This is a genomic window from Pseudomonas sp. MDT2-39-1, assembly GCF_054898085.1.
Genome location: NZ_CM142716.1, coordinates 5,632,151 through 5,654,606 on the forward strand (window position 1 = coordinate 5,632,151; position 22,456 = coordinate 5,654,606).

At 59.0% G+C, this 22,456-nt stretch carries 20 protein-coding genes; 7 read left to right on the top strand and 13 right to left on the bottom strand.

Translation table 11 applies throughout. From position 1 onward, the window contains the following. Positions 1-247 precede the first annotated feature (247 nt). The 8 genes from ACYZTM_RS26165 to ACYZTM_RS26200 all read right to left on the bottom strand — a co-directional run bounded on the left by ACYZTM_RS26165 (position 248) and on the right by ACYZTM_RS26200 (position 9,138). Positions 248-1,009, bottom strand: coding sequence for a secretin N-terminal domain-containing protein (locus tag ACYZTM_RS26165; RefSeq protein ID WP_131062364.1), 762 nt, complete (start codon positions 1,007-1,009; stop codon positions 248-250). Positions 1,010-1,291: 282 nt separating this feature from the next. Further along, positions 1,292-1,717, bottom strand: a complete 426-nt coding sequence (locus ACYZTM_RS26170; protein ID WP_131062365.1) for a GNAT family N-acetyltransferase — start codon at positions 1,715-1,717, stop codon at positions 1,292-1,294. Next, positions 1,710-2,879, bottom strand: coding sequence for a ribosomal protein uL16 3-hydroxylase (locus ACYZTM_RS26175; protein ID WP_461985415.1), 1,170 nt, complete (start codon positions 2,877-2,879; stop codon positions 1,710-1,712). The genes ACYZTM_RS26170 and ACYZTM_RS26175 overlap by 8 nt, the downstream gene beginning before the upstream one ends. Positions 2,880-2,965: 86 nt before the next feature. Then, complete coding sequence (purB, locus tag ACYZTM_RS26180) at positions 2,966-4,336, bottom strand: adenylosuccinate lyase (RefSeq protein WP_461985417.1); 1,371 nt, start codon at positions 4,334-4,336, stop codon at positions 2,966-2,968. A 127-nt stretch (positions 4,337-4,463) separates the two neighbouring features. Then, complete coding sequence (hflD, locus tag ACYZTM_RS26185) at positions 4,464-5,087, bottom strand: high frequency lysogenization protein HflD (protein WP_131062367.1); 624 nt, start codon at positions 5,085-5,087, stop codon at positions 4,464-4,466. Continuing rightward, positions 5,084-6,208 (bottom strand): tRNA 2-thiouridine(34) synthase MnmA, encoded by a 1,125-nt coding sequence (gene mnmA, locus ACYZTM_RS26190; RefSeq protein WP_131062368.1) that lies wholly within the window; start codon positions 6,206-6,208, stop codon positions 5,084-5,086. The genes hflD and mnmA overlap by 4 nt, the downstream gene beginning before the upstream one ends. Before the next feature lie 59 nt (positions 6,209-6,267). Continuing rightward, complete coding sequence (locus tag ACYZTM_RS26195) at positions 6,268-6,714, bottom strand: NUDIX hydrolase (RefSeq protein ID WP_461985420.1); 447 nt, start codon at positions 6,712-6,714, stop codon at positions 6,268-6,270. Positions 6,715-6,912: 198 nt separating this feature from the next. Continuing rightward, positions 6,913-9,138, bottom strand: a complete 2,226-nt coding sequence (locus tag ACYZTM_RS26200) for an NADP-dependent isocitrate dehydrogenase (protein WP_131062370.1) — start codon at positions 9,136-9,138, stop codon at positions 6,913-6,915. 492 nt (positions 9,139-9,630) lie between these two features. Between ACYZTM_RS26200 and icd the strand changes: the two genes are divergently transcribed. Continuing rightward, positions 9,631-10,887 carry an NADP-dependent isocitrate dehydrogenase gene (gene icd, locus ACYZTM_RS26205; RefSeq protein ID WP_010458895.1) on the top strand — a complete coding sequence of 419 codons (1,257 nt, stop codon included), beginning with the start codon at positions 9,631-9,633 and terminating at the stop codon, positions 10,885-10,887. A 94-nt stretch (positions 10,888-10,981) separates the two neighbouring features. Here icd and cspD read toward each other — a convergent pair whose 3' ends face one another. Then, positions 10,982-11,278 (bottom strand): cold shock domain-containing protein CspD, encoded by a 297-nt coding sequence (gene cspD, locus ACYZTM_RS26210; RefSeq protein ID WP_461985423.1) that lies wholly within the window; start codon positions 11,276-11,278, stop codon positions 10,982-10,984. Positions 11,279-11,498: 220 nt separating this feature from the next. Between cspD and clpS the strand changes: the two genes are divergently transcribed. Together clpS and clpA are read left to right on the top strand one after the other, a co-directional pair. Next, on the top strand, positions 11,499-11,882 hold the full coding sequence (gene clpS / locus ACYZTM_RS26215; protein ID WP_034146919.1) for an ATP-dependent Clp protease adapter ClpS: 384 nt from the start codon (positions 11,499-11,501) through the stop codon (positions 11,880-11,882). A 30-nt stretch (positions 11,883-11,912) separates the two neighbouring features. After that, positions 11,913-14,183: an ATP-dependent Clp protease ATP-binding subunit ClpA gene (clpA, locus tag ACYZTM_RS26220; RefSeq protein WP_007946437.1), complete on the top strand. Its 2,271-nt coding sequence runs from the start codon at positions 11,913-11,915 to the stop codon at positions 14,181-14,183. 231 nt (positions 14,184-14,414) lie between these two features. On the opposite strand, the gene infA is transcribed toward clpA, so the two are convergent. From infA to trxB, 4 genes are all read right to left on the bottom strand, one after another. Next, entirely contained in the window at positions 14,415-14,633 is a 219-nt protein-coding gene (gene infA / locus ACYZTM_RS26225; RefSeq protein ID WP_002553999.1) for a translation initiation factor IF-1, read from the bottom strand. A gap of 100 nt (positions 14,634-14,733) precedes the next feature. Continuing rightward, positions 14,734-15,441 carry an arginyltransferase gene (locus ACYZTM_RS26230; RefSeq protein ID WP_131062418.1) on the bottom strand — a complete coding sequence of 236 codons (708 nt, stop codon included), beginning with the start codon at positions 15,439-15,441 and terminating at the stop codon, positions 14,734-14,736. A 55-nt stretch (positions 15,442-15,496) separates the two neighbouring features. Continuing rightward, a complete protein-coding gene (gene aat, locus ACYZTM_RS26235) occupies positions 15,497-16,177 on the bottom strand; it encodes a leucyl/phenylalanyl-tRNA--protein transferase (RefSeq protein WP_461985426.1) in 681 nt (226 codons plus the stop codon). 64 nt (positions 16,178-16,241) lie between these two features. Beyond that, complete coding sequence (trxB, locus tag ACYZTM_RS26240; RefSeq protein ID WP_131062416.1) at positions 16,242-17,201, bottom strand: thioredoxin-disulfide reductase; 960 nt, start codon at positions 17,199-17,201, stop codon at positions 16,242-16,244. A 307-nt stretch (positions 17,202-17,508) separates the two neighbouring features. Here trxB and ACYZTM_RS26245 point away from each other — a divergent pair, with 307 nt between their 5' ends. The 4 genes from ACYZTM_RS26245 to crcB all read left to right on the top strand — a co-directional run bounded on the left by ACYZTM_RS26245 (position 17,509) and on the right by crcB (position 22,442). After that, positions 17,509-19,917 carry a DNA translocase FtsK gene (locus ACYZTM_RS26245; RefSeq protein ID WP_131062415.1) on the top strand — a complete coding sequence of 803 codons (2,409 nt, stop codon included), beginning with the start codon at positions 17,509-17,511 and terminating at the stop codon, positions 19,915-19,917. A 65-nt stretch (positions 19,918-19,982) separates the two neighbouring features. Next, positions 19,983-20,606 carry an outer membrane lipoprotein periplasmic chaperone LolA gene (lolA, locus tag ACYZTM_RS26250; RefSeq protein ID WP_131062414.1) on the top strand — a complete coding sequence of 208 codons (624 nt, stop codon included), beginning with the start codon at positions 19,983-19,985 and terminating at the stop codon, positions 20,604-20,606. 139 nt (positions 20,607-20,745) lie between these two features. Further along, positions 20,746-22,068, top strand: coding sequence for a replication-associated recombination protein A (locus ACYZTM_RS26255; protein WP_131062413.1), 1,323 nt, complete (start codon positions 20,746-20,748; stop codon positions 22,066-22,068). After that, complete coding sequence (gene crcB / locus ACYZTM_RS26260) at positions 22,068-22,442, top strand: fluoride efflux transporter CrcB (protein ID WP_131062412.1); 375 nt, start codon at positions 22,068-22,070, stop codon at positions 22,440-22,442. The genes ACYZTM_RS26255 and crcB overlap by 1 nt, the downstream gene beginning before the upstream one ends. Positions 22,443-22,456: the final 14 nt, after the last annotated feature.

The window sequence follows — 22,456 nt, forward strand, 5'->3', positions numbered from 1 at the left end:
TCCGTCCCTCGGGACAACTTCGTTCCAGTCGGCAACCTCGTCAAACACACCTTGTGGGCGGTACAGACACGAAACGGCTCGCGGGGTAGATGCGAGCAGCGCCTCGAAGGCCCTTGCCAGGGCCCCTGATTAGCGGGAGCGAGGCCATCATGCCTTTGCTTTTTTCGATCGTCAAACGTTTTGTAGTGCTTTTTTTCAGGCACTACATCTTTGGTCTAATAAGACTAATCAGTCAGTTTTCGGTGGTTTAGTCCAAAGTATCGACTTTCACCCGCAGGGTCATGTCATCCCGGCCCTGAGTCGAGTAGCTGTGGGTCAGACTCTGTTTGTCGGCCTGAGTCTGGCGGTTTACGCCGGCCAGAGTTATCCACTCACCCAGTCGCCCGGTGACAGTTGTGTCGGTGCTTTGCACATTCACTACATCGGGACGTTCCTGGCTGATGCGGTCACGGTTGGTACTGATCGACAGGTGAACGATGTCGCCGGTGACGCTGGCAGTGACGTAGAAACCCTGGGTAACGTTGCGGTATTCAGTTTGGCTGCGCAGATCACCGTAGGAGTCGGTTTGACTGCTGGTGAGCGGCACGCTTTGGCCGACCTGAATCAGTGCCGGTGCGCCTTCGCTGGCCTGAATCTGCTGGATGCCGCCATCGCGGCTGTCGGTGCTGCGATTGATGATGCGCGTCTGGCTCGGTTTGGCACCGTTCACCGAGTAACCCTGGTCGCCCTGGAAGTTGTTTTCGTTGGTGTCGACGGTGATCAGCAGGCGTTTGGGTTGGGTATCGAGTTGCGAAATCAGGGCTTTAAGTTCGTCGATCTTGCGCTGATCGGCATTGACGATAAGTTGGTTGCCGTAGGCGCTGACCTGGCCGTCCTTGCCGATGAAATCCTGTGCCATCGGCAGCATATCGGCGCTGGTGTGGTAGTTCAGTGGCACAATCTCGGTGGCTGCCATGGCTGAAAAACTGCAAGTCAGCAACAGCGTGGTGAGCAGGGTGCGTAGGGACATATCCGTTATCTCCGACATCTTGAAGTGTTGATATTGCCAGTTTGTCGGCCCGGCGTGGGGCAAGTTGAATCGCAGACAGCAAAACGCCCCGGCATCCAAGGATGGCGGGGCGTTTTGTGGTGTTCTTCAGGGCCTTGTGGCGAGGGGGTATAGCGAAACGTCGCACCGCCCAGTTGGGTCGCGAAGCGACCCCAAAACATCAATCACAGTGCATCAGGTGCACCGCATGTCTCGGCGACTGCTTCGCAGCCGAACGGGGATAAATCCCCTCACCACAGGAAATCAAGCCGAATGACGCACCATGTCCACATGCGGAATCCCGGCTTCCAGGAATTCCTCACTGACCAGGCTGAAGCCCAGGCGCTCATAGAACGCCGTGGCCTGCACCTGTGCGCTCAGCATCTGCTGCTTCAGCCCGCGCGTCTCGGCTTCACCGATCACCGCGTGCATCAGCGCATCGCCAACCTTCAAGCCGCGCCAGTCTTTCAGTACCGACACCCGACCGACGTGACCATCGGGCAGCAGGCGCGCGGTGCCAATCGGAAAGTCGCCTTCGAAGGCCAGGAAATGCACCGCCGTAGCGTCATCGGCGTCCCATTCCAGCTCGGGTGGAACGCATTGCTCGGCAATGAACACCGTCTCACGAATGCGCCGGATCTCGGCGATGTCCTTCTGCCAGTCTGCGACACGTACGTGAATTTTATTCATCGGCAAACCCCAGGCTGCCTTGCTTGATCAGTTCGCACAGCAGGCCGCGACCGTCTTCATCGTTCAACCAGTCGCCCAGGTTGTCGGTGTGCAGCGAGTCGGCAGCGCAGATCAGTTTCAGCAGCTCACGCAGCTTGCCCGGCAGGTAACGGCTCTGGCCGCTGGCGAACAGCAGCAGGTCATCATCGACTTCGGACCAGGCCAAGCGTGCGCTCGGGTTGCGGATCAGTATCGCGCCTTGTTCCAGGCTGGCGAGAAAGTCGTCTTCTTCGATCTCTTCCGGACCCACCACCAGCTCCGGGTAACGCGGTTCAGTCATGTACTGGCCGAACCAGGTCAGCAGCAGGCGCTCGTCGCTCATGTGCTCGGCCAGCAGGCTTTTCAAGCGATCAAGGGCGTCGTGCTGGATCTGATGCGGATCAGCCGCAGGCAGGGCGTCGGCGTCGGTGTAACGCTCTTCGTCCGTCAGGAACTGGCTGAGGAAGTCGGTGAAGTGGGTCAGCACTTCAGCGGCGCTCGGTGCGCGGAAACCGACCGAGTACGTCAGGCAGTCATCGACGGCCACGCCGCAGTGGGCCAGGCGCGGCGGCAGGTAAAGCATGTCGCCCGGTTCCAGCACCCACTCATCGGTGGCCTGGAAATCGGCGAGGATACGCAGGTCGGCATGTGGCAGCAGCGCGCTCTCGGAGTCGCACATCTGGCCGATTTTCCAGTTGCGCTTACCGTGACCCTGCAGTAGGAACACGTCGTAGTTGTCGAAGTGCGGACCGACGCTGCCACCCGGCGCGGCATAGCTGATCATCACGTCATCGACGCGCCAGCTAGGCAGGAAGCGGAAGTTTTCCAGCAGTTCAGAGACTTCCGGTACGAACTGGTCAACGGCTTGCACCAGCAGGGTCCAGTCACGCTCCGGCAGTTTGCTGAATTCGTCTTCGGCGAACGGGCCGCGGCGCAATTCCCAAGGACGCTCGCCGTTCTCGATCACCAGGCGCGACTCAACTTCTTCTTCCAGCGCCAGGCCGGCCAGTTCGTCGGCGTCGATCGGGCTTTCGAATTCAGGAATCGCCTGACGGATCAGCAGGGGTTTTTTCTGCCAGTAGTCGCGCAGGAACTCGCGCGCCGTGATGCCGCCCAGAAGTTGAAGAGGAATGTCAGGATTCATGTGTAACCTATTGAAAAAATGCACTTTTCAGACGGGAATAAAAACGCCCGGCGCTGCCGGGCGTCTCAAACGGGTAAAGCGGTCGATCAGATGCGTTTGGCTTGTGCCACGGCATTGCCGATGTAGTTCGCCGGGGTGAGCAATTTCAGCTCGGCCTTGGCGGCGGCTGGCATGTCCAGGCCATCGATGAAAGTTTGCAGTGCTTCAGGGCTGATGCCCTTGCCACGCGTCAACTCTTTCAGTTTTTCGTACGGGTTTTCGATGTTGTAGCGGCGCATCACGGTCTGGATCGGCTCGGCCAATACTTCCCAGCACGCGTCCAGGTCAGCAGCGATCTTCTGAGCATTGAGCTCCAGTTTGCTGATGCCTTTGAGGCTCGCTTCGTACGCGATAACGCTGTGGGCGAAGCCGACACCGAGGTTGCGCAGCACGGTGGAGTCGGTCAGATCACGCTGCCAGCGGGAGATCGGCAGCTTGCTCGCCAAATGCTGGAACAGTGCGTTGGCGATACCCAGGTTGCCTTCGGAGTTTTCGAAGTCGATCGGGTTGACCTTGTGCGGCATGGTCGACGAACCGATTTCGCCAGCGATGGTGCGCTGCTTGAAATAACCCAGGGAGATGTAGCCCCAGATGTCGCGGTCGAAGTCGATCAGGATGGTGTTGAAGCGCGCGATCGCGTCGAACAGCTCGGCGATGTAGTCGTGCGGTTCGATCTGCGTGGTGTACGGGTTGAAACCCAGACCCAGCTCGTCTTCGATGAAGGCGCGGGCGTTTTCTTCCCAGTCGATCTCAGGGTAGGCCGACAGGTGAGCGTTGTAGTTGCCGACAGCGCCGTTGATCTTGCCCAGCAGCGGAACGGCAGCGACCTGGGTGATTTGACGCTCCAGACGGTAAACCACGTTCGCCAGCTCTTTGCCCAGGGTGGTCGGCGAGGCCGGTTGACCGTGGGTGCGCGACAGCATCGGCACGTCAGCGAAACGAATCGCCAGTTCGCGGATGGCTTCGGCAGTCTGGCGCATCAGCGGCAGCATCACATCATCACGGCCTTCGCGCAGCATCAGGGCGTGGGACAGGTTGTTGATGTCCTCGCTGGTGCAGGCAAAGTGGATGAACTCGCTGACCTTGGCCAGTTCCGGCAGCTTGGCCGCTTGCTCTTTGAGCAGGTACTCAATGGCTTTTACGTCGTGGTTGGTGGTGCGCTCGATCTCTTTGACACGCTCGGCGTGCTCCAGAGCGAAGTTGTCCGCCAGGGTGTTCAGCACCGCGTTGGCTTCGGCGGAGAACGCCGGCACTTCGCTGATGCCAGGGTGAGCGGCCAGGCGCTGGAGCCAGCGCACTTCAACCAGAACGCGAGCACGGATCAAGCCGTACTCGCTGAAAATTGGGCGCAGGGCCTGGGTTTTGCCGGCGTAGCGGCCGTCAACAGGGGAAACCGCAGTGAGCGAAGAAAGCTGCATGGGGTGTTCTCGGACAGTCGGGCAACGAAATGGGGCGCGTATCATACATGAAAAAATCCGCCGGTCCGTTGCCAACTGACCAGCGTATTACGCGTTAATGACTACAAAGCGGTGTGGCGGGCGCGGTTCAGCTGCTGCGCATCAGCGGATAAAGCTCTTTCAGCAACTTGCGACGGCTGATCACCAATTGCCAGCGATGGCCGCCCAACTGCCGCCACAGACGCGCGGAACGAATCCCGGCCAGCAACAGGGCGCGGATTTTCGACGCGTTGCTCGGTTGCTGCAGGTTGCGCATGTCGCCGTGGACCTGAATCCGTTGGCGCAAGGTGCTCAGGGTGTCCTGGTACAACGCACCGCAGGCCGCGATCACGTTTTCGTGCGCCGGGCCGAAGTGCTCGACCTGGGATTGAATCTGCGGCAAACGCTTGCCGATCACGTCGAGCATGTCGTCGCGTTTGGCCAGTTGACGTTCCAGACCGAGCATCGCCAGTGCGTAGCGCAGCGGTTCGCGCTGCAGTGTGCTCGGATCGCGTTCCAGGGCGCCGATCAATGCGCGATAACCTTCGCGCAGATTGATGTCGTCGCCGCCGTACACTTCCAGGGTGTCCTTGGGGTCGCGGATCAGCAAACTGCCGAGCATGCAGGTCAGGCCGGCTTCGGTGGTCTGGCCGGTCTTGGCAATCTTGTCGACGAGGACGGCGGCGAGAAACACGCCGCCCAGTGCCGTCAGTTGCTCCTGAGTGGGGCTCATGCCTTGCTGCTCCATGGCTCTGCGACTTCAATCACGCCGCCGCCGAGGCAGATTTCGCCGTCATAGAACACCACGGACTGGCCCGGGGTGACCGCGCGCTGCGGGTCATCAAAGGTTGCGCGGTAGCCGGTAGCGGTTTTTTCCAGCGTGCACGGCTGATCGCTTTGGCGATAACGTACTTTGGCGGTCAGCTTGCGTGGCTCGGTCAGGTCGATCGGGTTGACCCAATAAATGTCCGAAGCGAGCAGGGCGCGGGAGAACAGGTAAGGGTGGTCATTGCCTTGGCCAACGATCAGCTCGTTGTGCTCCAGGTCCTTGATCAGCACATACCACGGCTCATCGCCGGCGTCTTTCAGGCCGCCGATGCCCAGGCCCTGACGCTGACCGATGGTGTGATACATCAAGCCGTGGTGACGGCCGATGACTTCACCTTCGGTGGTCTTGATCTCGCCCGGCTGGGCCGGCAGGTACTGCTTGAGGAAGTCGCTGAAACGGCGCTCGCCAATAAAGCAGATCCCCGTGGAATCCTTTTTCTTCGCGGTGGCCAGGTCGTGTTTCTCGGCAATCGCGCGCACTTCGGGTTTTTCCAGCTCGCCGACCGGGAACAGGGTCTTGGCGATCTGTTCACCGCCGACGGCGTGCAGGAAGTAGCTCTGGTCCTTGTTCGGGTCCAGGCCCTTGAGCAGTTCGGTGCGACCCTCGATATCACGGCGGCGCACGTAGTGACCGGTGGCGATCAGGTCGGCGCCGAGCATCATGGCGTAGTCGAGGAACGCCTTGAACTTGATTTCGCGGTTGCAGAGGATGTCCGGGTTCGGCGTGCGACCGGCCTTGTATTCGGCCAGGAAGTGCTCGAACACGTTGTCCCAGTACTCGGCGGCGAAGTTGGCGGTGTGCAGCTTGATGCCAATCTTGTCGCACACGGCTTGAGCGTCCGCCAAGTCATCCATGGCGGTGCAGTATTCCGTTCCATCGTCTTCTTCCCAGTTCTTCATGAACAGGCCTTCCACCTCATAACCCTGCTCGATCAGCAGAAGAGCGGAAACGGAAGAGTCCACGCCGCCGGACATGCCGACAATGACGCGCTTCTTTTGTGTGTCAGAAGGGGCTGGATCACGCATAGGGATTCAATGAGTGTCTTGAAAAAGGACGCGATTCTAACAGGCCCAAGCCCGCAAGGCTAAAGAGAAGGGCGGATCAGTTCGAGACCGAAGTGCTGACCGACCAGATAATCATCGATACAGCGGATGATCAACTCACTGCGCCAGTTTGCGCGCTGTGCCAGCAGTTCGTCACGCGTCAGCCACTTTGCGCCGACGATCCCGTCGTCCAGTGGGTAATCGCGGTGATGCTTGAGGGGTTTTGCGGTGAAGCAGACTCGCTGATAAGTCACACCGTTGCTCGGGGCGGTGTAGAGGTAAATGCCCACCACGCCCGTCGGCTCGACGTCCCAGCCGGTTTCTTCCAGGGTTTCGCGCACCGCGGCTTCGATCAGGGTTTCATCCGGGTCGAGGTGGCCGGCGGGCTGGTTGAGCACCGTTCGTCCGTGCTTGGTTTCTTCGACCATCAGGAAGCGGCCGTTGTCTTCGACGATGGTGGCGACGGTGATGTGGGGTTTCCAGTCCATGACGCTTCCTCGATTTTGAAGGTTGGAGCACGGTTTAATGTGGGAGCGGGCTTGCTCGCGAAAGCAGTGGGTCAGCCAATGAAGATGTTGAATGATAAACCGCATTCGCGAGCAAGCCCGCTCCCACATTTGATTGGTGTGAAGCCCACAAACAGAAACCCCGGCACAGGGCCGGGGCTTCTTTGCATCCTTACAACCTTAAACCAGCGCAGCGATCGCGGCGTTGAAGGTGTTGCTCGGGCGCATGGCCTTGCTGATCAGCTCGGCATTGGCGTGGTAGTAACCGCCGATGTCCACTGGCTTGCCCTGAACAGCGTTGAGCTCGGTAACGATGGTTGCTTCGTTCTCGGTCAGGGTCTTGGCCAGTTGGCCAAACTGCGCTTGCAGTGCAGTGTCTTCGGTCTGGGCCGCCAGGGCTTGAGCCCAGTACAGCGCCAGGTAGAAGTGGCTGCCGCGGTTGTCGATGTTGCCGACTTTACGCGATGGCGACTTGTTGTTGTCCAAGAACTGGCCGGTGGCCTGATCTAGAGTCTTGGCCAGAACCAGAGCTTTAGGGTTGTTGTACGTCACACCCAGGTGCTCAAGGGAAGCGGCCAGGGCCAGGAACTCGCCCAGGGAATCCCAGCGCAGGAAGTTCTCTTCCAGCAGTTGCTGAACGTGCTTCGGTGCAGAACCGCCAGCGCCGGTTTCGAACAGACCGCCGCCGTTCATCAGTGGAACGATCGACAGCATCTTGGCGCTGGTGCCCAGTTCCATGATCGGGAACAGGTCGGTCAGGTAGTCGCGCAGTACGTTGCCGGTCACCGAGATGGTGTCCTTGCCTTCGCGGGTGCGACCCAGGGTGAACGCCATCGCGTCGACTGGCGACATGATGCGGATGTCCAGGCCGGAGGTGTCGTGATCCTTCAGGTAAGCCTGAACTTTCTCGATCACTACGCCGTCGTGGGCGCGCATCGGGTCCAGCCAGAAAATCGCTGGCGTGGCGCTTGCGCGAGCGCGGTTGACGGCCAGTTTGACCCAGTCCTGGATCGGCGCGTCTTTGGTCTGGCACATGCGGAAGATGTCGCCGGCTTCAACCGATTGCTCCAGCAGCAGGCTGCCTTTGCTGTCGGTAACGCGGACAACGCCGTTGGCCTTGATCTGGAAAGTCTTGTCGTGCGAGCCGTACTCTTCGGCTTTCTTCGCCATCAGGCCAACGTTTGGCACGCTGCCCATGGTAGTCGGATCGAAAGCCCCGTTAGCCTTGCAGTCTTCGATCACCGCCTGGTAGATGGTGGCGTAGCAGCGATCCGGGATCACAGCCTTGGTGTCGTGCAACTGACCGTCAGTGCCCCACATTTTGCCGGAGTCACGGATCATCGCCGGCATCGAGGCGTCGACGATGACGTCGCTCGGCACGTGCAGGTTGGTGATGCCTTTGTCGGAGTTGACCATGGCCAACGACGGACGAACGGCGTAGACCGCCTGGATGTCCGCTTCGATCTGCGCTTGTTGCTCGGCCGGCAAGGCCTTGATGCGAGCGTACAGGTCGCCGATGCCGTTGTTCAGGTTGAAGCCGATCTGCGCCAGCACGTCAGCGTGCTTGGCCAGTGCGTCTTTATAGAACTCGGCAACGATCTGGCCGAACATGATCGGGTCGGAGACCTTCATCATGGTGGCTTTGAGGTGAACCGACAGCAGTACGCCTTTTTGCTTGGCGTCTTCGATCTCGGCAGCGATGAAGCTGCGCAGTGCGTTTTTGCTCATGACCGCGCAATCGAGGATCTCACCGGCTTGCACGGTGGTTTTTTCTTTCAGGACGGTGGCGGTGCCGTCTTGAGCGATCAGTTCGATTTTGACGGCGTCAGCGGCGTCGATCAGGGCAGCTTTTTCGCTGCCGTAGAAATCGCCGGTGCTCATGTGCGCGACGTGAGACTTGGAGTCCGCAGCCCAGGCGCCCATTTTGTGCGGGTGCTTGCGCGCGTAGTTCTTGACCGACAGCGGTGCACGACGATCAGAGTTGCCTTCGCGCAGAACCGGGTTCACGGCGCTGCCCTTGATCTTGTCGTAACGCGACTTGGCGAGCTTGTCGGCGTCGGTGGTTACGGTTTCCGGGTAGTCAGGCAGTGCGAAGCCCTGGGCTTGCAGCTCTTTGATTGCGGCTTGCAGTTGCGGAACCGAGGCGCTGATGTTCGGCAACTTGATGATGTTGGCTTCAGGCGTAACGGCCAGGTCGCCCAGTTCGGCGAGGTGGTCGGCTACGGCTTTGTCACCCAATTGCTCGGGGAAGCTGGCCAGAATACGCCCTGCAAGAGAGATATCGCGGGTTTCCACGGCGATATCAGCGGAGGCGGTGAAGGCCTCTACGATAGGCAGCAGTGAATAGGTGGCGAGGGCGGGAGCTTCGTCGGTGAAGGTATAGATGATCTTCGAGCGGGTGGGCATATTCGGATTAACTCTCTCTTCTTTGCTAAGCGTGCGCAGAAACTCGAGGGGCGCCGTGTGAGCGCGTTCGTTCAAAGTCATCCATGAGCCGAATGTCGAGGTTTCTTCGCGGTGATGTTGGGTGCATCAGTCGAGCGTCAAGCGGGTGGACTGCGGTAACAGTCCGGCTTTTTCGGGCCTGGAGTCTCGTAGTAGAGAGGTCGGCCGTCGTGACTCTATGGTCAGCGGGCGCATTATACATAGGTAGCTGGCAATCTGCCGATGGTTCATACGTAACGATTCTCGTCCATTGGTCTAAAGGTCGCAGGGGCGAGTGGGGCGTAGAGTCTTGCACCGTGCTTAAGTTTGGCGCTTTTCCCTTTGCTTTCAGGCTTGTACGTCGCGAACTGTGCTGCTTTGCGGCAGATGAATGGAACATAGGGTTTGCGTGCCGATTTAACTGGGGTACGCTCGAACGAAGCCAGATGTTCAATCCAAACAATGGAGTTCAGCATGGGATACAAGAAGATTCAGGTTCCAGCAGTCGGCGACAAAATCACCGTCAACGCGGACCATTCTCTCAATGTTCCTAACAACCCGATCATCCCCTTTATCGAAGGCGATGGTATTGGCGTTGATATCAGCCCGGTCATGATCAAGGTTGTCGATGCTGCTGTTAAGAAGGCTTACGGTGGCGAGCGCAAAATTTCCTGGATGGAAGTCTATGCCGGGGAGAAAGCGACTCAGGTTTACGATCAGGACACCTGGCTACCTCAGGAAACCCTGGACGCGGTCAAGGACTACGTTGTTTCCATCAAGGGTCCTCTGACCACCCCGGTCGGTGGCGGCATCCGTTCCCTGAACGTGGCCCTGCGCCAGCAACTCGACCTTTATGTGTGCCTGCGTCCGGTGCGCTGGTTCGAAGGCGTGCCTAGCCCGGTCAAGAAACCAGGCGACGTCGACATGACGATCTTTCGCGAGAACTCGGAAGACATCTACGCCGGTATCGAGTGGAAAGCCGGTTCGCCGGAAGCGACCAAGGTCATCAAGTTCCTTAAAGATGAAATGGGCGTCACCAAGATCCGTTTCGACGAAAATTGCGGTATCGGCATCAAGCCGGTTTCGCTGCAAGGCACCAAGCGCCTGGCACGCAAAGCTCTGCAATATGTGGTCGACAACGACCGCGATTCGCTGACCATCGTGCACAAAGGCAACATCATGAAGTTCACCGAAGGTGCCTTCAAGGAATGGGCCTACGAAGTGGCCGCTGAAGAATTCGGCGCGACCCTGCTCGACGGTGGTCCGTGGATGCAGTTCAAGAACCCGAAAACCGGCAAGAACGTCATTGTCAAAGACGCCATCGCCGACGCCATGCTCCAGCAGATCCTGCTGCGCCCGGCCGAATACGATGTGATCGCGACCTTGAACCTGAACGGCGACTATCTGTCCGACGCCCTGGCGGCGGAAGTGGGCGGTATCGGTATCGCGCCAGGTGCCAACCTGTCTGACACCATTGCGATGTTCGAAGCGACACACGGTACTGCGCCGAAATACGCTGGCAAGGACCAGGTCAACCCGGGCTCCCTGATCCTGTCCGCCGAGATGATGCTGCGTCACATGGGCTGGACCGAAGCGGCGGACCTGATCATCAAGGGCACCAACGGCGCGATTTCGGCCAAGACCGTGACCTATGACTTCCACCGTTTGATGGAAGGCGCGAAACTGTTGTCTTCTTCGGCGTTTGGTGATGCGCTAATCTCGCACATGTAAACCGCACGTGTAAGCGAGTTCACGCACGACAAAAACCGCTCGACTCAGTGATTGAGTCGGGCGGTTTTTTTATGACTGGATGACGTGTGCCGGTTTACGCCGTAACGGCCTGCTGAGTGGCAGGCGCAGGGACTGCCTGAGCGTCCTCGGGTGTGCCGATGTTGATGGCATGCAAACCTTTGGGTCCCTGGATGATGTCAAAGACGACCGCTTGGCCGGCTTTCAGGGTTCTATAACCGTCCATCTGGATGGCCGAATAATGGGCAAACAGGTCTTCGCTATCGCCATCCTTGTTGATGAATCCATAACCCTTGGCATTGTTGAACCATTTGACCTTGCCTTTTACAGTGCCTTTGACTGGCTCTGCGTTCTTGTCGCCTGACATACCCATATCCCTCTGCAACAGACTCCATCACTGGAGTATCATCCAGTACATCCGCAGTCTGTTCTTTAGAAATAAGATTGACTCCGCGGACCTTTTTTACCCACTGTGGGCTCTATTGGTTGTAACACCGTTTTGCCGATAGTCAAGGTGACCAGGCAGTCGGAGTTGAAATCGGCAATGGTCGCCCCCATCACTGTATTTGCACAACTGACGAACCTTTCTTTCCATGCATGCAATCAGCCAGATTCGACTAACATTCAATCAGGATCGCCCGACTCTCCAAAAAGATCATCCGGAGGAACACGACGACGATTCCGCAGGCATTGCTGTTCAGGAGGCCAAGCCTGCTTTACAGGCGCCGCCGATGTACAAGGTGGTTTTGTTCAATGATGACTACACACCGATGGATTTCGTCGTCGAAGTACTCGAGGTGTTTTTTAACCTGAATCGAGAGCTGGCGACCAAGGTCATGCTGGCCGTCCACACAGAAGGACGGGCAGTATGTGGAGTGTTTACCCGCGACATCGCCGAGACTAAGGCCATGCAGGTCAACCAGTACGCCAGGGAAAGCCAGCATCCGCTACTCTGTGAAATCGAGAAGGACGGTTAATCGCCGACCACTTGGGTATGAGGTGAAGCTATGTTAAACCGCGAGCTCGAAGTCACCCTCAATCTTGCCTTCAAGGAGGCCCGATCGAAGCGTCATGAGTTTATGACCGTCGAACACCTCCTGCTGGCGCTATTGGACAATGAGGCTGCCGCCACCGTATTGCGTGCCTGCGGCGCAAACCTCGACAAACTCAAGCACGATCTGCAGGAGTTCATCGACTCCACCACGCCATTGATCCCCGTGCATGACGAGGATCGTGAAACCCAGCCAACCCTGGGCTTCCAGCGTGTTCTGCAGCGTGCTGTCTTTCACGTACAGAGCTCGGGCAAACGCGAAGTGACTGGCGCCAACGTACTGGTCGCGATCTTCAGTGAGCAAGAGAGTCAGGCAGTGTTCCTGCTGAAACAGCAGAGCGTTGCGCGCATCGATGTCGTCAACTACATCGCACACGGCATTTCCAAAGTGCCGGGGCATGGCGATCACTCTGAAGGTGAGCAAGATATGCAGGACGACGAGGGCGGTGAGTCTTCATCTTCAGGCAATCCTCTGGATGCTTATGCCAGCAACCTCAATGAGCTCGCGCGCCAGGGTCGTATCGATCCATTGGTAGGCCGTGAGCTGGAAGTCGAGCGCGTTGCGCAGATCCTGGCGCGTCGTCGCAAAAACAATCCGCTGTTGGTGGGCGAGGCGGGCGTGGGTAAAACCGCGATTGCCGAAGGCCTGGCCAAACGCATTGTCGACAACCAGGTGCCGGACTTGCTGGCCAACAGCGTGGTGTATTCCCTCGATCTGGGCGCCTTGCTGGCCGGGACCAAATACCGCGGCGATTTCGAGAAGCGCTTCAAGGCGCTGCTCAATGAGCTGAAAAAACGTCCGCAGGCGATCCTGTTCATCGACGAGATCCACACCATCATTGGTGCGGGTGCCGCGTCCGGTGGCGTCATGGATGCCTCGAACCTGCTCAAGCCGCTACTTTCGTCGGGCGATATCCGTTGCATCGGTTCGACCACGTTCCAGGAATTCCGCGGGATCTTCGAGAAGGACCGTGCCTTGGCCCGGCGCTTCCAGAAAGTCGATGTGTCGGAGCCTTCGGTGGAAGACACCATTGGCATCCTGCGCGGCCTGAAAGGGCGTTTCGAAGCGCACCACAACATCGAGTACAGCGATGAAGCGTTGCGTGCGGCTGCCGAACTGGCTTCGCGCTACATCAATGACCGGCACATGCCGGACAAAGCCATCGATGTCATCGACGAGGCGGGCGCCTATCAGCGTCTGCAGCCAATCGAGAAACGCGTGAAACGCATCGAAGTGCCTCAGGTCGAGGACATCGTTGCGAAAATCGCGAGGATTCCGCCTAAGCACGTCACCAGCTCCGACAAAGAGTTGCTGCGTAACCTTGAGCGTGACCTGAAGCTGACAGTTTTTGGCCAGGATGCCGCCATCGACTCACTGTCGACCGCGATCAAACTGTCCCGTGCCGGCCTCAAGTCGCCTGACAAGCCTGTCGGTTCGTTCCTGTTCGCAGGGCCGACCGGTGTCGGTAAAACCGAAGCGGCGCGTCAACTGGCCAAGGCGTTGGGCATCGAGCTGGTTCGTTTCGACATGTCCGAGTACATGGAGCGCCACACCGTATCGCGTCTGATCGGTGCGCCTCCTGGCTATGTCGGGTTCGATCAGGGCGGCCTGCTGACCGAAGCCATCACCAAGCAGCCTCACTGCGTGCTGTTGCTCGATGAAATCGAGAAGGCGCATCCGGAAGTCTTCAACCTGCTGCTGCAAGTCATGGACCACGGTACGCTGACCGATAACAACGGGCGCAAGGCGGATTTCCGTAACGTGATCGTCATCATGACGACCAACGCCGGTGCCGAAACAGCGGCGCGTGCTTCGATCGGTTTCACCCATCAGGACCACTCGTCCGATGCGATGGAAGTGATCAAGAAGAGCTTCACGCCGGAGTTCCGCAACCGTCTGGACACTATTATCCAGTTTGGTCGCCTCAGTCATGAGGTCATCAAAAGCGTAGTGGACAAGTTCCTTACCGAGCTTCAGGCGCAGTTGGAAGACAAACGCGTGCAGCTGGAAGTGACCGACGCTGCGCGCAGCTGGCTGGCGGCGGGTGGCTACGACTCGGCGATGGGCGCTCGACCAATGGCGCGCTTGATCCAGGATAAGATCAAGCGTCCGCTGGCGGAAGAGATCCTCTTTGGCGAACTGGCCGACCATGGTGGCGTGGTGCACATCGACCTCAAGGACGGCGAGCTGACCTTCGAGTTCGAAACCACGGCCGAAATGGCCTGACGTTAACCGCGACAAAGCAAAAGGCGCCGAAAGGCGCCTTTTTGCTGTCTATCAAATCACCGCGATCCCCTGTAGGAGTGAGCCTGCTCGCGATAGCGTCATGTCAGCCAATATTGATGTCACTGACATGACGCCATCGCGAGCAGGCTCACTCCTACAGGGGGGGGCGCCAATTAAATCCCAGACAAACAAAAACGCCCGGCATAAACCGGGCGTTTTGTATTGACTTGATTAGCGAGCGCGGTAAGTGATGCGCCCTTTGCTCAAGTCATAGGGCGTCAGCTCGACGCGCACTTTGTCACCGGTAAGAATACGGATGTAGTTCTTGCGCATCTTGCCGGAGATATGCGCGGTTACGACGTGCCCATTTTCCAACTCCACACGAAACATGGTGTTGGGCAGGGTGTCGACGACAGTGCCTTCCATTTCGAAGCTGTCTTCTTTCGACATGCAGTAAAGCCCTCGGTGTCCAATGAATGGCCCGGTGCAACTGCGCCAGGCAAAAGCGGCGTGCATTGTGCCCGAAAAATGGGGTTTAAGCCAAGGGGTTCTAGTTCAGGATGACCCAGCGCTGATTAATCAGCAGTTCGATAGGGCGATATTGCGTCTTGTAGCTCATCTTTTTGCAGTTTTTGATCCAATAGCCGAGGTAGACCGCTCCCAGCCCAAGACGTCGGGCTTCGCCGATTTGCCAGAGGATCGCGTAGCGACCCAGGCTGCGGCGTTCTTCATCGGGCTCGTAGAAGGTGTAAACCGCCGACAGACCGTTCGGCAGCAAATCGGTCACGGCGACTGCCAGCAGCTGGCCTTTGAGACGGAATTCGTAAAACCGCGAGAACGGCAGGTCACGCACCAGGAACGTCGCAAACTGGTCGCGACTCGGCGGGTACATGTCGCCATCGGCGTGACGTTGTTCGATGTAGCGCTGATAGAGATCGAAATACTCTTCGCTGAATTGCGGCCTGGCCGGGCGCACTTGCAGGTCGGCGTTACGTTTGAAGATGCGTTTCTGCTGGCGGTTGGGGGTAAATTGCGCCACGGGGATGCGTGCCGGGACGCACGCATTGCAATTCTGGCAATGAGGCCGGTAGAGATGATCGCCGCTGCGACGAAAACCCATTTCAGACAGGTCTGCGTAGACATGCACATCCATGGGCTGACTAGGGTCGAGGAACAGCGTGGTAGCCTGCTCCTCGGGCAGATAACTGCAAGAGTGGGGCTGAGTGGCATAAAACTTCAAACGCGCCAACTCGGTCATGATCAACCCTCGGGGTAACTTTGAATTAAGTGTAAGCCACGCGCGCAAAAGTCGCTCAGCAAACCCAGGTTGCACGGCTGGGTTGATCCAGATGCTGCGCGAGGAAATTGGCGAAGTCGCGCCGAGGAATCGCTCGGGCGCCGAGGCTGTGCAGGTGGTCGGTCGGCATTTGGCAGTCGATCAGCACAAAACCTGAGTCTTTCAGATGTTGCACCAGGGTGGCAAAGCCATATTTCGAGGCGTTGTCGGCGCGGCTGAACATCGACTCGCCGAAAAACAGCTGACCCATCGCCAAGCCGTACAGTCCGCCCACCAGCACGCCATCGTCCCAGACCTCGACGGAATGCGCGTAGCCACGCTTGTGCAGTTCGAGGTAAGCGGACTGCATCGCATCGGTGATCCAGGTCCCGTCGGCATACTCGCGGGGTGCGGCGCAGGCGCTGATCACCGAGGCAAAATCCTGATCGAAGGTCACTTGATAGCGTTGTTGACGCAACAATTTACTCAGGCTGCGTGAGACATGCAGTTCGTCGGGAAATAAGACGGTGCGCGGATCCGGCGACCACCAAAGGATCGGCTGGCCCTCCGAGAACCATGGAAAGCAGCCGTGGCGGTAAGCCTGAATCAGACGATCGGCGGACAGATCGCCGCCCGCGGCCAACAGTCCGTTGGGGTCGCGCATGGCTTTTTCCAGCGGCGGGAACGTCAGGGTGTTGCGTTGTAACCAAGTCAGCATGGCATCCGGGCTTGCAGGAGGGGAGGGCGGTGGCGGGCTGGTGGGGCCGCCGTAAAGTGTGCCGTCAAACGGTGGGAATGTCGTCGAGGTATTTCTCGGCGTCCAGCGCGGCCATGCAGCCAGCCCCGGCGGAGGTCACGGCCTGGCGGTAAACGTGATCGGCCACGTCGCCGGCGGCGAACACGCCCGGGATCTCGGTGGCCGTGGCGTCGCCTTCGCTGCCGCCCCTGATCAGCAGGTAGCCGTCACGCATTTTCAGCTGGCCCTCGAACAGGTCGGTATTGGGTTTATGGCCGATGGCGATGAACACGCCGGCCAGCGCCAATTCACTGGTTTCGCCCGTGAGGCTGTCGCGCAGGCGGGCGCCGGTCACGCCGCTGGCATCGCCGAGCACTTCATCGAGATTCTGATTCCAGTGCAGGCGGATATTGCCGTTGGCGGCTTTTTCGAAGAGTTTGTCCTGAAGAATCTTCTCCGAGCGCAACTTGTCGCGCCGGTGAATCAGGTGGACTTCCTTGGCGATGTTCGACAGGTACAGCGCTTCTTCAACCGCGGTGTTGCCGCCGCCGACGACGGCGACCACTTGATTGCGATAAAAGAAACCGTCGCACGTGGCGCAGGCCGAAACCCCTCGGCCGGCAAAGGCTTCTTCCGAAGGCAGTCCCAGGTACTGCGCTGAAGCGCCGGTGGCGATAATCAGAGCGTCGCAGGTGTAAGTGTCGCCATCGCCGATCAACTCGAACGGGCGCTGTTGCAACTTGGCGGTGTGGATATGGTCGTAAACAATCTCTGTGGCAAAGCGCTCGGCGTGTTTTTGCATGCGTTCCATCAGCACTGGGCCGGTGAGGCCTTCGACGTCGCCGGGCCAGTTATCGACTTCGACGGTGGTGGTCAGCTGGCCACCTGCCTGTATGCCGGTGATGACAACGGGTTTGAGGTTGGCGCGTGCGGCATAAACGGCTGAGCTGTATCCGGCAGGGCCGGAACCCAGAATGATCAGGCGGGAATGCTTCGGTTCGCTCATAAAAACACCTCATAAGCCTTTGTCACAAAAGAGAATGCATGCTCAAATTGAACCGCGCGTAACCTGCGTTTGGCTATGCTACACCGAAGGACTTCAAGCATGGCATCGGGCGAACAAACCCGTACAATGCCGTCTGTAACAGTGGTTGTAACAAAATTAGCTGTGCGTGCCGTGTTTATAAAAACCGGGGTGCAGTGTTAAAAGTAGTCCCAGTTGCGCGTGTTAACTTTTTTACCTGCCTGGATTGGGCAGTTTTTTATAGTCATTCAACAGATGGACGCGCCTTGGGCGCAGGAAAAGAAGCGTTTTGAAGAAATCCACCGCAGCACCCAAAACAGTCGTCGTTCCGCTCTGGCGCCAGCACTTGCACTACCGGCTCAAGGAAGGTGCATTGATCGCCATCGGCGGCTTGTGCCTGTTCCTGATGATGGCCTTGTTGACCTATGGCAAGGACGATCCGGGCTGGAGCCATAACAGCAAGATCGACGACGTGCAGAACTTCGGCGGGCCGGTCGGCTCCTATAGCGCCGACATTCTGTTCATGGTGCTGGGTTACTTCGCCTACATCTTCCCGTTGTTGCTGGCGATCAAGGCGTATCAGATCTTCCGTCAGCGCCACGAACAGTGGCAGTGGAGCGGCTGGCTGTTCTCCTGGCGCCTGATCGGCCTGGTGTTTCTGGTGCTGTCGGGCGCGGCCCTGGCGCATATCCATTTCCATGCGGCGACCGGTTTGCCGGCCGGTGCTGGCGGCGCGCTGGGCGAAAGCCTTGGTGACCTGGCCAGGAACGCGCTGAACATCCAGGGCAGCACGCTGTTGTTCATCGCACTGTTCCTGTTCGGCCTGACGGTGTTCACCGACCTGTCGTGGTTCAAGGTGATGGACGTCACCGGCAAGATCACCCTCGACCTGTTCGAACTGTTCCAGGGCGCGGCCAATCGCTGGTGGGCCGCCCGTGTCGAGCGCAAACAACTGGTTGCGCAGTTGCGTGAAGTCGACGATCGCGTGCATGACGTGGTCGCTCCGACGGTGACGGACAAGCGCGAGCAAGCCAAGGTCAAGGAGCGCCTGATCGAGCGTGAGCAGGCCCTGAGCAAGCACATGTCGGAACGCGAGAAGCAGGTGCCGCCCGTCATCGCGCCAGCACCTCCCAAGCCGGCAGCGCCGAGCAAGCGCGTGGAGAAAGAGAAACAGGCGCCGTTGTTCGTCGACAGCGCTGTCGAAGGCACCTTGCCGCCGATCTCGATTCTCGACCCGGCCGAAAAGAAACAACTCAACTACTCCCCGGAGTCGCTGGCAGCCGTCGGCCACTTGCTGGAAATCAAACTCAAGGAATTCGGCGTCGAAGTCTCGGTGGATTCGATCCACCCAGGCCCGGTCATTACCCGTTATGAAATCCAGCCGGCCGCCGGCGTCAAAGTCAGTCGCATCTCCAACCTGGCGAAAGACCTGGCGCGTTCCCTGGCTGTGACCAGCGTTCGTGTAGTGGAAGTGATTCCGGGCAAGACCACCGTCGGTATCGAGATTCCCAACGAGGACCGCCAGATCGTGCGGTTCTCCGAAGTGCTGTCGACGCCTGAGTACGACAACTTCAAGTCACCGGTCACCCTGGCCCTGGGCCACGACATCGGCGGCAAGCCGGTCATTACTGACCTGGCGAAAATGCCTCACTTGCTGGTGGCCGGTACGACCGGTTCCGGTAAGTCGGTGGGTGTGAACGCGATGATCCTGTCGATCCTGTTCAAGTCCGGCCCGGAAGACGCCAAGCTGATCATGATCGACCCGAAAATGCTCGAGCTGTCGATCTACGAAGGCATTCCGCATCTGCTGTGCCCGGTCGTGACCGACATGAAGGACGCGGCCAACGCCCTGCGCTGGAGTGTGGCGGAGATGGAGCGTCGCTACAAACTGATGGCGAAGATGGGCGTACGAAACCTGTCCGGCTTCAACGCCAAGGTCAAGGAAGCCCAGGACGCCGGTACGCCGCTGACTGACCCGTTGTACAAGCGCGAAAGCATTCACGACGAAGCACCGCTGCTGACCAAGCTGCCGACCATCGTCGTGGTCGTCGACGAATTCGCCGACATGATGATGATCGTCGGCAAGAAAGTTGAAGAACTGATCGCCCGTATCGCCCAGAAGGCCCGTGCGGCCGGTATCCACTTGATCCTCGCGACCCAGCGTCCGTCGGTTGACGTGATCACCGGTCTGATCAAGGCCAACATTCCGACGCGTATGGCGTTCCAGGTGTCGAGCAAGATCGACTCCCGGACGATCATCGACCAGGGCGGCGCCGAGCAACTGCTGGGCCACGGTGACATGCTCTACATGCCGCCGGGCACCAGCCTGCCGATCCGGGTCCATGGTGCGTTCGTGTCCGATGACGAGGTTCACCGGGTGGTTGAAGCCTGGAAACTGCGCGGTGCCCCGGAATACAACGACGAGATCCTGGCCGGTGTCGAAGAGGCCGGTAGCGGTTTCGACGGCGGCAGTGGCGGTGGCGACGAAGACAGCGAATCCGATGCGCTCTACGACGAAGCGGTGCAGTTCGTCCTGGAAAGCCGTCGGGCGTCCATCTCTGCGGTTCAGCGCAAGCTGAAGATCGGCTACAACCGCGCCGCGCGCATGATCGAAGCCATGGAAATGGCCGGGGTCGTGACGTCCATGAATACCAACGGTTCGCGTGAAGTCCTGGCGCCTGGCCCGGTACGCGACTGATTTGATTTGAAAGGATGGCGCAGTGATGCGCCGCCCGAACTCCCACGAATGTTATGAGGACTCCCATGCGTCTTATCCGCATGCTGTTGCTGCCGGTACTGGCTTTGACCACGCTCTCGGCCCACGCCGATGACAAGGACGTGGCGCGTCTGACCCAACTGCTGGAAAAATCCCAGACCCTGACTGCACGCTTCTCTCAGCTGACGCTGGATGGCGGCGGCACTCAATTGCAGGAAACCGCCGGGCAAATGTCCCTGCAGCGTCCCGGCCTGTTCTACTGGCACACCGACGCACCGCAAGAGCAATTGATGGTCTCCGATGGCAAGAAGGTGTCCCTGTGGGACCCGGACCTGGAGCAGGTCACCATCAAGACCCTCGACCAGCGCCTGACCCAGACCCCGGCGTTGCTGCTGTCCGGTGACGTGTCCAAGATCAGCCAGAGCTTCGACATCAGCGCCAAGGAAGCCGGTGGCGTGATCGACTTCACCTTGAAGCCGAAAACCAAGGACACCCTGTTCGACAGCCTGCGTCTGTCGTTCCGCAATGGCCTGGTCAATGACATGCAACTGATCGACAGCGTCGGTCAGCGCACCAACATCCTGTTCACCGGCGTGAAGGCCAACGAGCCGATCCCGGCGTCCAAGTTCAAGTTCGACATCCCCAAGGGTGCCGATGTGATCCAGGAATAAACCGCAAGTCCCTGTAGGAGCGAAGCTTGCTCGCGAAAGCGGTTTTCCAGACGACATTCACGGCGACTGACACACCGCTTTCGCGAGCAAGCTTCGCTCCTACAAGGGATAAAGAATCAGTGAGGTTTCATAAGCAGTGATGGACCTGTTTCGCAGTGCCCCGATAGCTCAGCCTTTGGCCGCACGCCTGCGCGCAGCCAATCTGGACGAGTACGTCGGTCAGGAACACCTGCTCGCTCGCGGCAAGCCTTTGCGCGAAGCCCTGGAGCAGGGTGCCCTGCACTCGATGATCTTCTGGGGCCCGCCCGGCGTGGGCAAAACCACCCTGGCGCGGTTGCTGGCGGAAGTCTCGGACGCGCACTTCGAAACGGTCTCGGCGGTATTGGCCGGCGTGAAGGAAATCCGTCAGGCGGTGGAAATCGCCAAGCAGCAGGCCGGCCAATACGGCAAACGCACCATCCTGTTCGTCGACGAAGTGCATCGCTTCAACAAGTCGCAGCAGGATGCATTCCTGCCCTACGTTGAAGACGGCACGCTGATTTTCATCGGCGCGACCACGGAAAACCCCTCGTTCGAACTCAACAACGCCTTGCTCTCCCGGGCACGTGTCTACGTGCTCAAGAGCCTCGACGAAGCGGCCCTGCGCAAACTGGTGCATCGCGCGCTGACCGAAGAGCGTGGCCTGGGCAAGCGGCAACTGACCCTCAGCGATGAAGGCTTCCAGATGCTGTTGTCCGCCGCTGATGGCGATGGCCGCCGTCTGCTCAACCTGTTGGAAAACGCCTCGGACCTGGCAGAAGACAACAGCGAGATCGGCGTCGATCTGCTGCAAAGCCTGCTCGGCGATACCCGTCGGCGTTTCGACAAGGGCGGCGAAGCGTTCTACGACCAGATTTCCGCGCTGCATAAATCGGTGCGCGGCTCCAATCCCGACGGCGCGCTGTACTGGTTCGCGCGGATGATCGACGGCGGTTGCGACCCGCTGTACCTGGCCCGGCGCGTGGTGCGCATGGCCAGCGAAGACATCGGCAACGCCGACCCGCGCGCCCTGAGCCTGTGCCTCGCGGCATGGGAAGTGCAGGAGCGCCTCGGCAGTCCCGAAGGCGAATTGGCGGTGGCCCAAGCCATCACCTATCTGGCTTGCGCGCCGAAAAGCAACGCGGTGTACATGGGTTTCAAAGCCGCCATGCGCAGCGCCACCGAACACGGTTCGCTGGAAGTGCCGCTGCATTTGCGTAACGCTCCGACCAAACTGATGAAGCAATTGGGTTACGGCGATGAATACCGTTACGCGCACGATGAGCCGGACGCTTACGCCGCTGGCGAAGACTACTTCCCGGACGAACTTGAGCCACAACCGTTCTATCAGCCAGTGCCTCGCGGCCTTGAGCTGAAGATCGGCGAAAAGCTCAATCACCTCGCACAACTTGACCGTCTGAGCCCCCGGCAGCGGAGAACATAGTGATTCCTTTGGTCATTGCGGTATCCGTCGGCGGTGTCGCCGGGACACTGTTGCGCTTTGCTACCGGTAACTGGATCAATGCTAATTGGCCGCGGCACTTCTATACCGCGACGCTGGCCGTTAATATCGTCGGCTGTTTGCTGATCGGCGTTCTATACGGTCTGTTTTTGATCCGCCCGGAGGTGCCGATTGAGGTGCGCGCCGGGTTGATGGTCGGCTTCCTCGGGGGGCTGACGACTTTTTCATCCTTTTCACTGGATACGGTGCGCCTGCTGGAAACCGGGCAAATGCCGCTGGCCCTGGGCTATGCTGCCATCAGCGTATTCGGAGGGCTGCTCGCGACCTGGGCTGGCCTGTCCTTGACCAAACTTTGATAACGAGAGACCGA

What these genes read in the sequence shown, in the direction of transcription:
- ACYZTM_RS26165 (WP_131062364.1), bottom strand. Translation starts at nt 1,009, where the DNA reads ATGTCCCTACGCACCCTGCTCACCACGCTGTTGCTGACTTGCAGTTTT.
- ACYZTM_RS26170 (WP_131062365.1), bottom strand. Translation starts at nt 1,717, where the DNA reads ATGAATAAAATTCACGTACGTGTCGCAGACTGGCAGAAGGACATCGCC.
- ACYZTM_RS26175 (WP_461985415.1), bottom strand. Translation starts at nt 2,879, where the DNA reads ATGAATCCTGACATTCCTCTTCAACTTCTGGGCGGCATCACGGCGCGC.
- purB (WP_461985417.1), bottom strand. Translation starts at nt 4,336, where the DNA reads ATGCAGCTTTCTTCGCTCACTGCGGTTTCCCCTGTTGACGGCCGCTAC.
- hflD (WP_131062367.1), bottom strand. Translation starts at nt 5,087, where the DNA reads ATGAGCCCCACTCAGGAGCAACTGACGGCACTGGGCGGCGTGTTTCTC.
- mnmA (WP_131062368.1), bottom strand. Translation starts at nt 6,208, where the DNA reads ATGCGTGATCCAGCCCCTTCTGACACACAAAAGAAGCGCGTCATTGTC.
- ACYZTM_RS26195 (WP_461985420.1), bottom strand. Translation starts at nt 6,714, where the DNA reads ATGGACTGGAAACCCCACATCACCGTCGCCACCATCGTCGAAGACAAC.
- ACYZTM_RS26200 (WP_131062370.1), bottom strand. Translation starts at nt 9,138, where the DNA reads ATGCCCACCCGCTCGAAGATCATCTATACCTTCACCGACGAAGCTCCC.
- icd (WP_010458895.1), top strand. Translation starts at nt 9,631, where the DNA reads ATGGGATACAAGAAGATTCAGGTTCCAGCAGTCGGCGACAAAATCACC.
- cspD (WP_461985423.1), bottom strand. Translation starts at nt 11,278, where the DNA reads ATGGGTATGTCAGGCGACAAGAACGCAGAGCCAGTCAAAGGCACTGTA.
- clpS (WP_034146919.1), top strand. Translation starts at nt 11,499, where the DNA reads ATGCATGCAATCAGCCAGATTCGACTAACATTCAATCAGGATCGCCCG.
- clpA (WP_007946437.1), top strand. Translation starts at nt 11,913, where the DNA reads ATGTTAAACCGCGAGCTCGAAGTCACCCTCAATCTTGCCTTCAAGGAG.
- infA (WP_002553999.1), bottom strand. Translation starts at nt 14,633, where the DNA reads ATGTCGAAAGAAGACAGCTTCGAAATGGAAGGCACTGTCGTCGACACC.
- ACYZTM_RS26230 (WP_131062418.1), bottom strand. Translation starts at nt 15,441, where the DNA reads ATGACCGAGTTGGCGCGTTTGAAGTTTTATGCCACTCAGCCCCACTCT.
- aat (WP_461985426.1), bottom strand. Translation starts at nt 16,177, where the DNA reads ATGCTGACTTGGTTACAACGCAACACCCTGACGTTCCCGCCGCTGGAA.
- trxB (WP_131062416.1), bottom strand. Translation starts at nt 17,201, where the DNA reads ATGAGCGAACCGAAGCATTCCCGCCTGATCATTCTGGGTTCCGGCCCT.
- lolA (WP_131062414.1), top strand. Translation starts at nt 19,983, where the DNA reads ATGCGTCTTATCCGCATGCTGTTGCTGCCGGTACTGGCTTTGACCACG.
- ACYZTM_RS26255 (WP_131062413.1), top strand. Translation starts at nt 20,746, where the DNA reads ATGGACCTGTTTCGCAGTGCCCCGATAGCTCAGCCTTTGGCCGCACGC.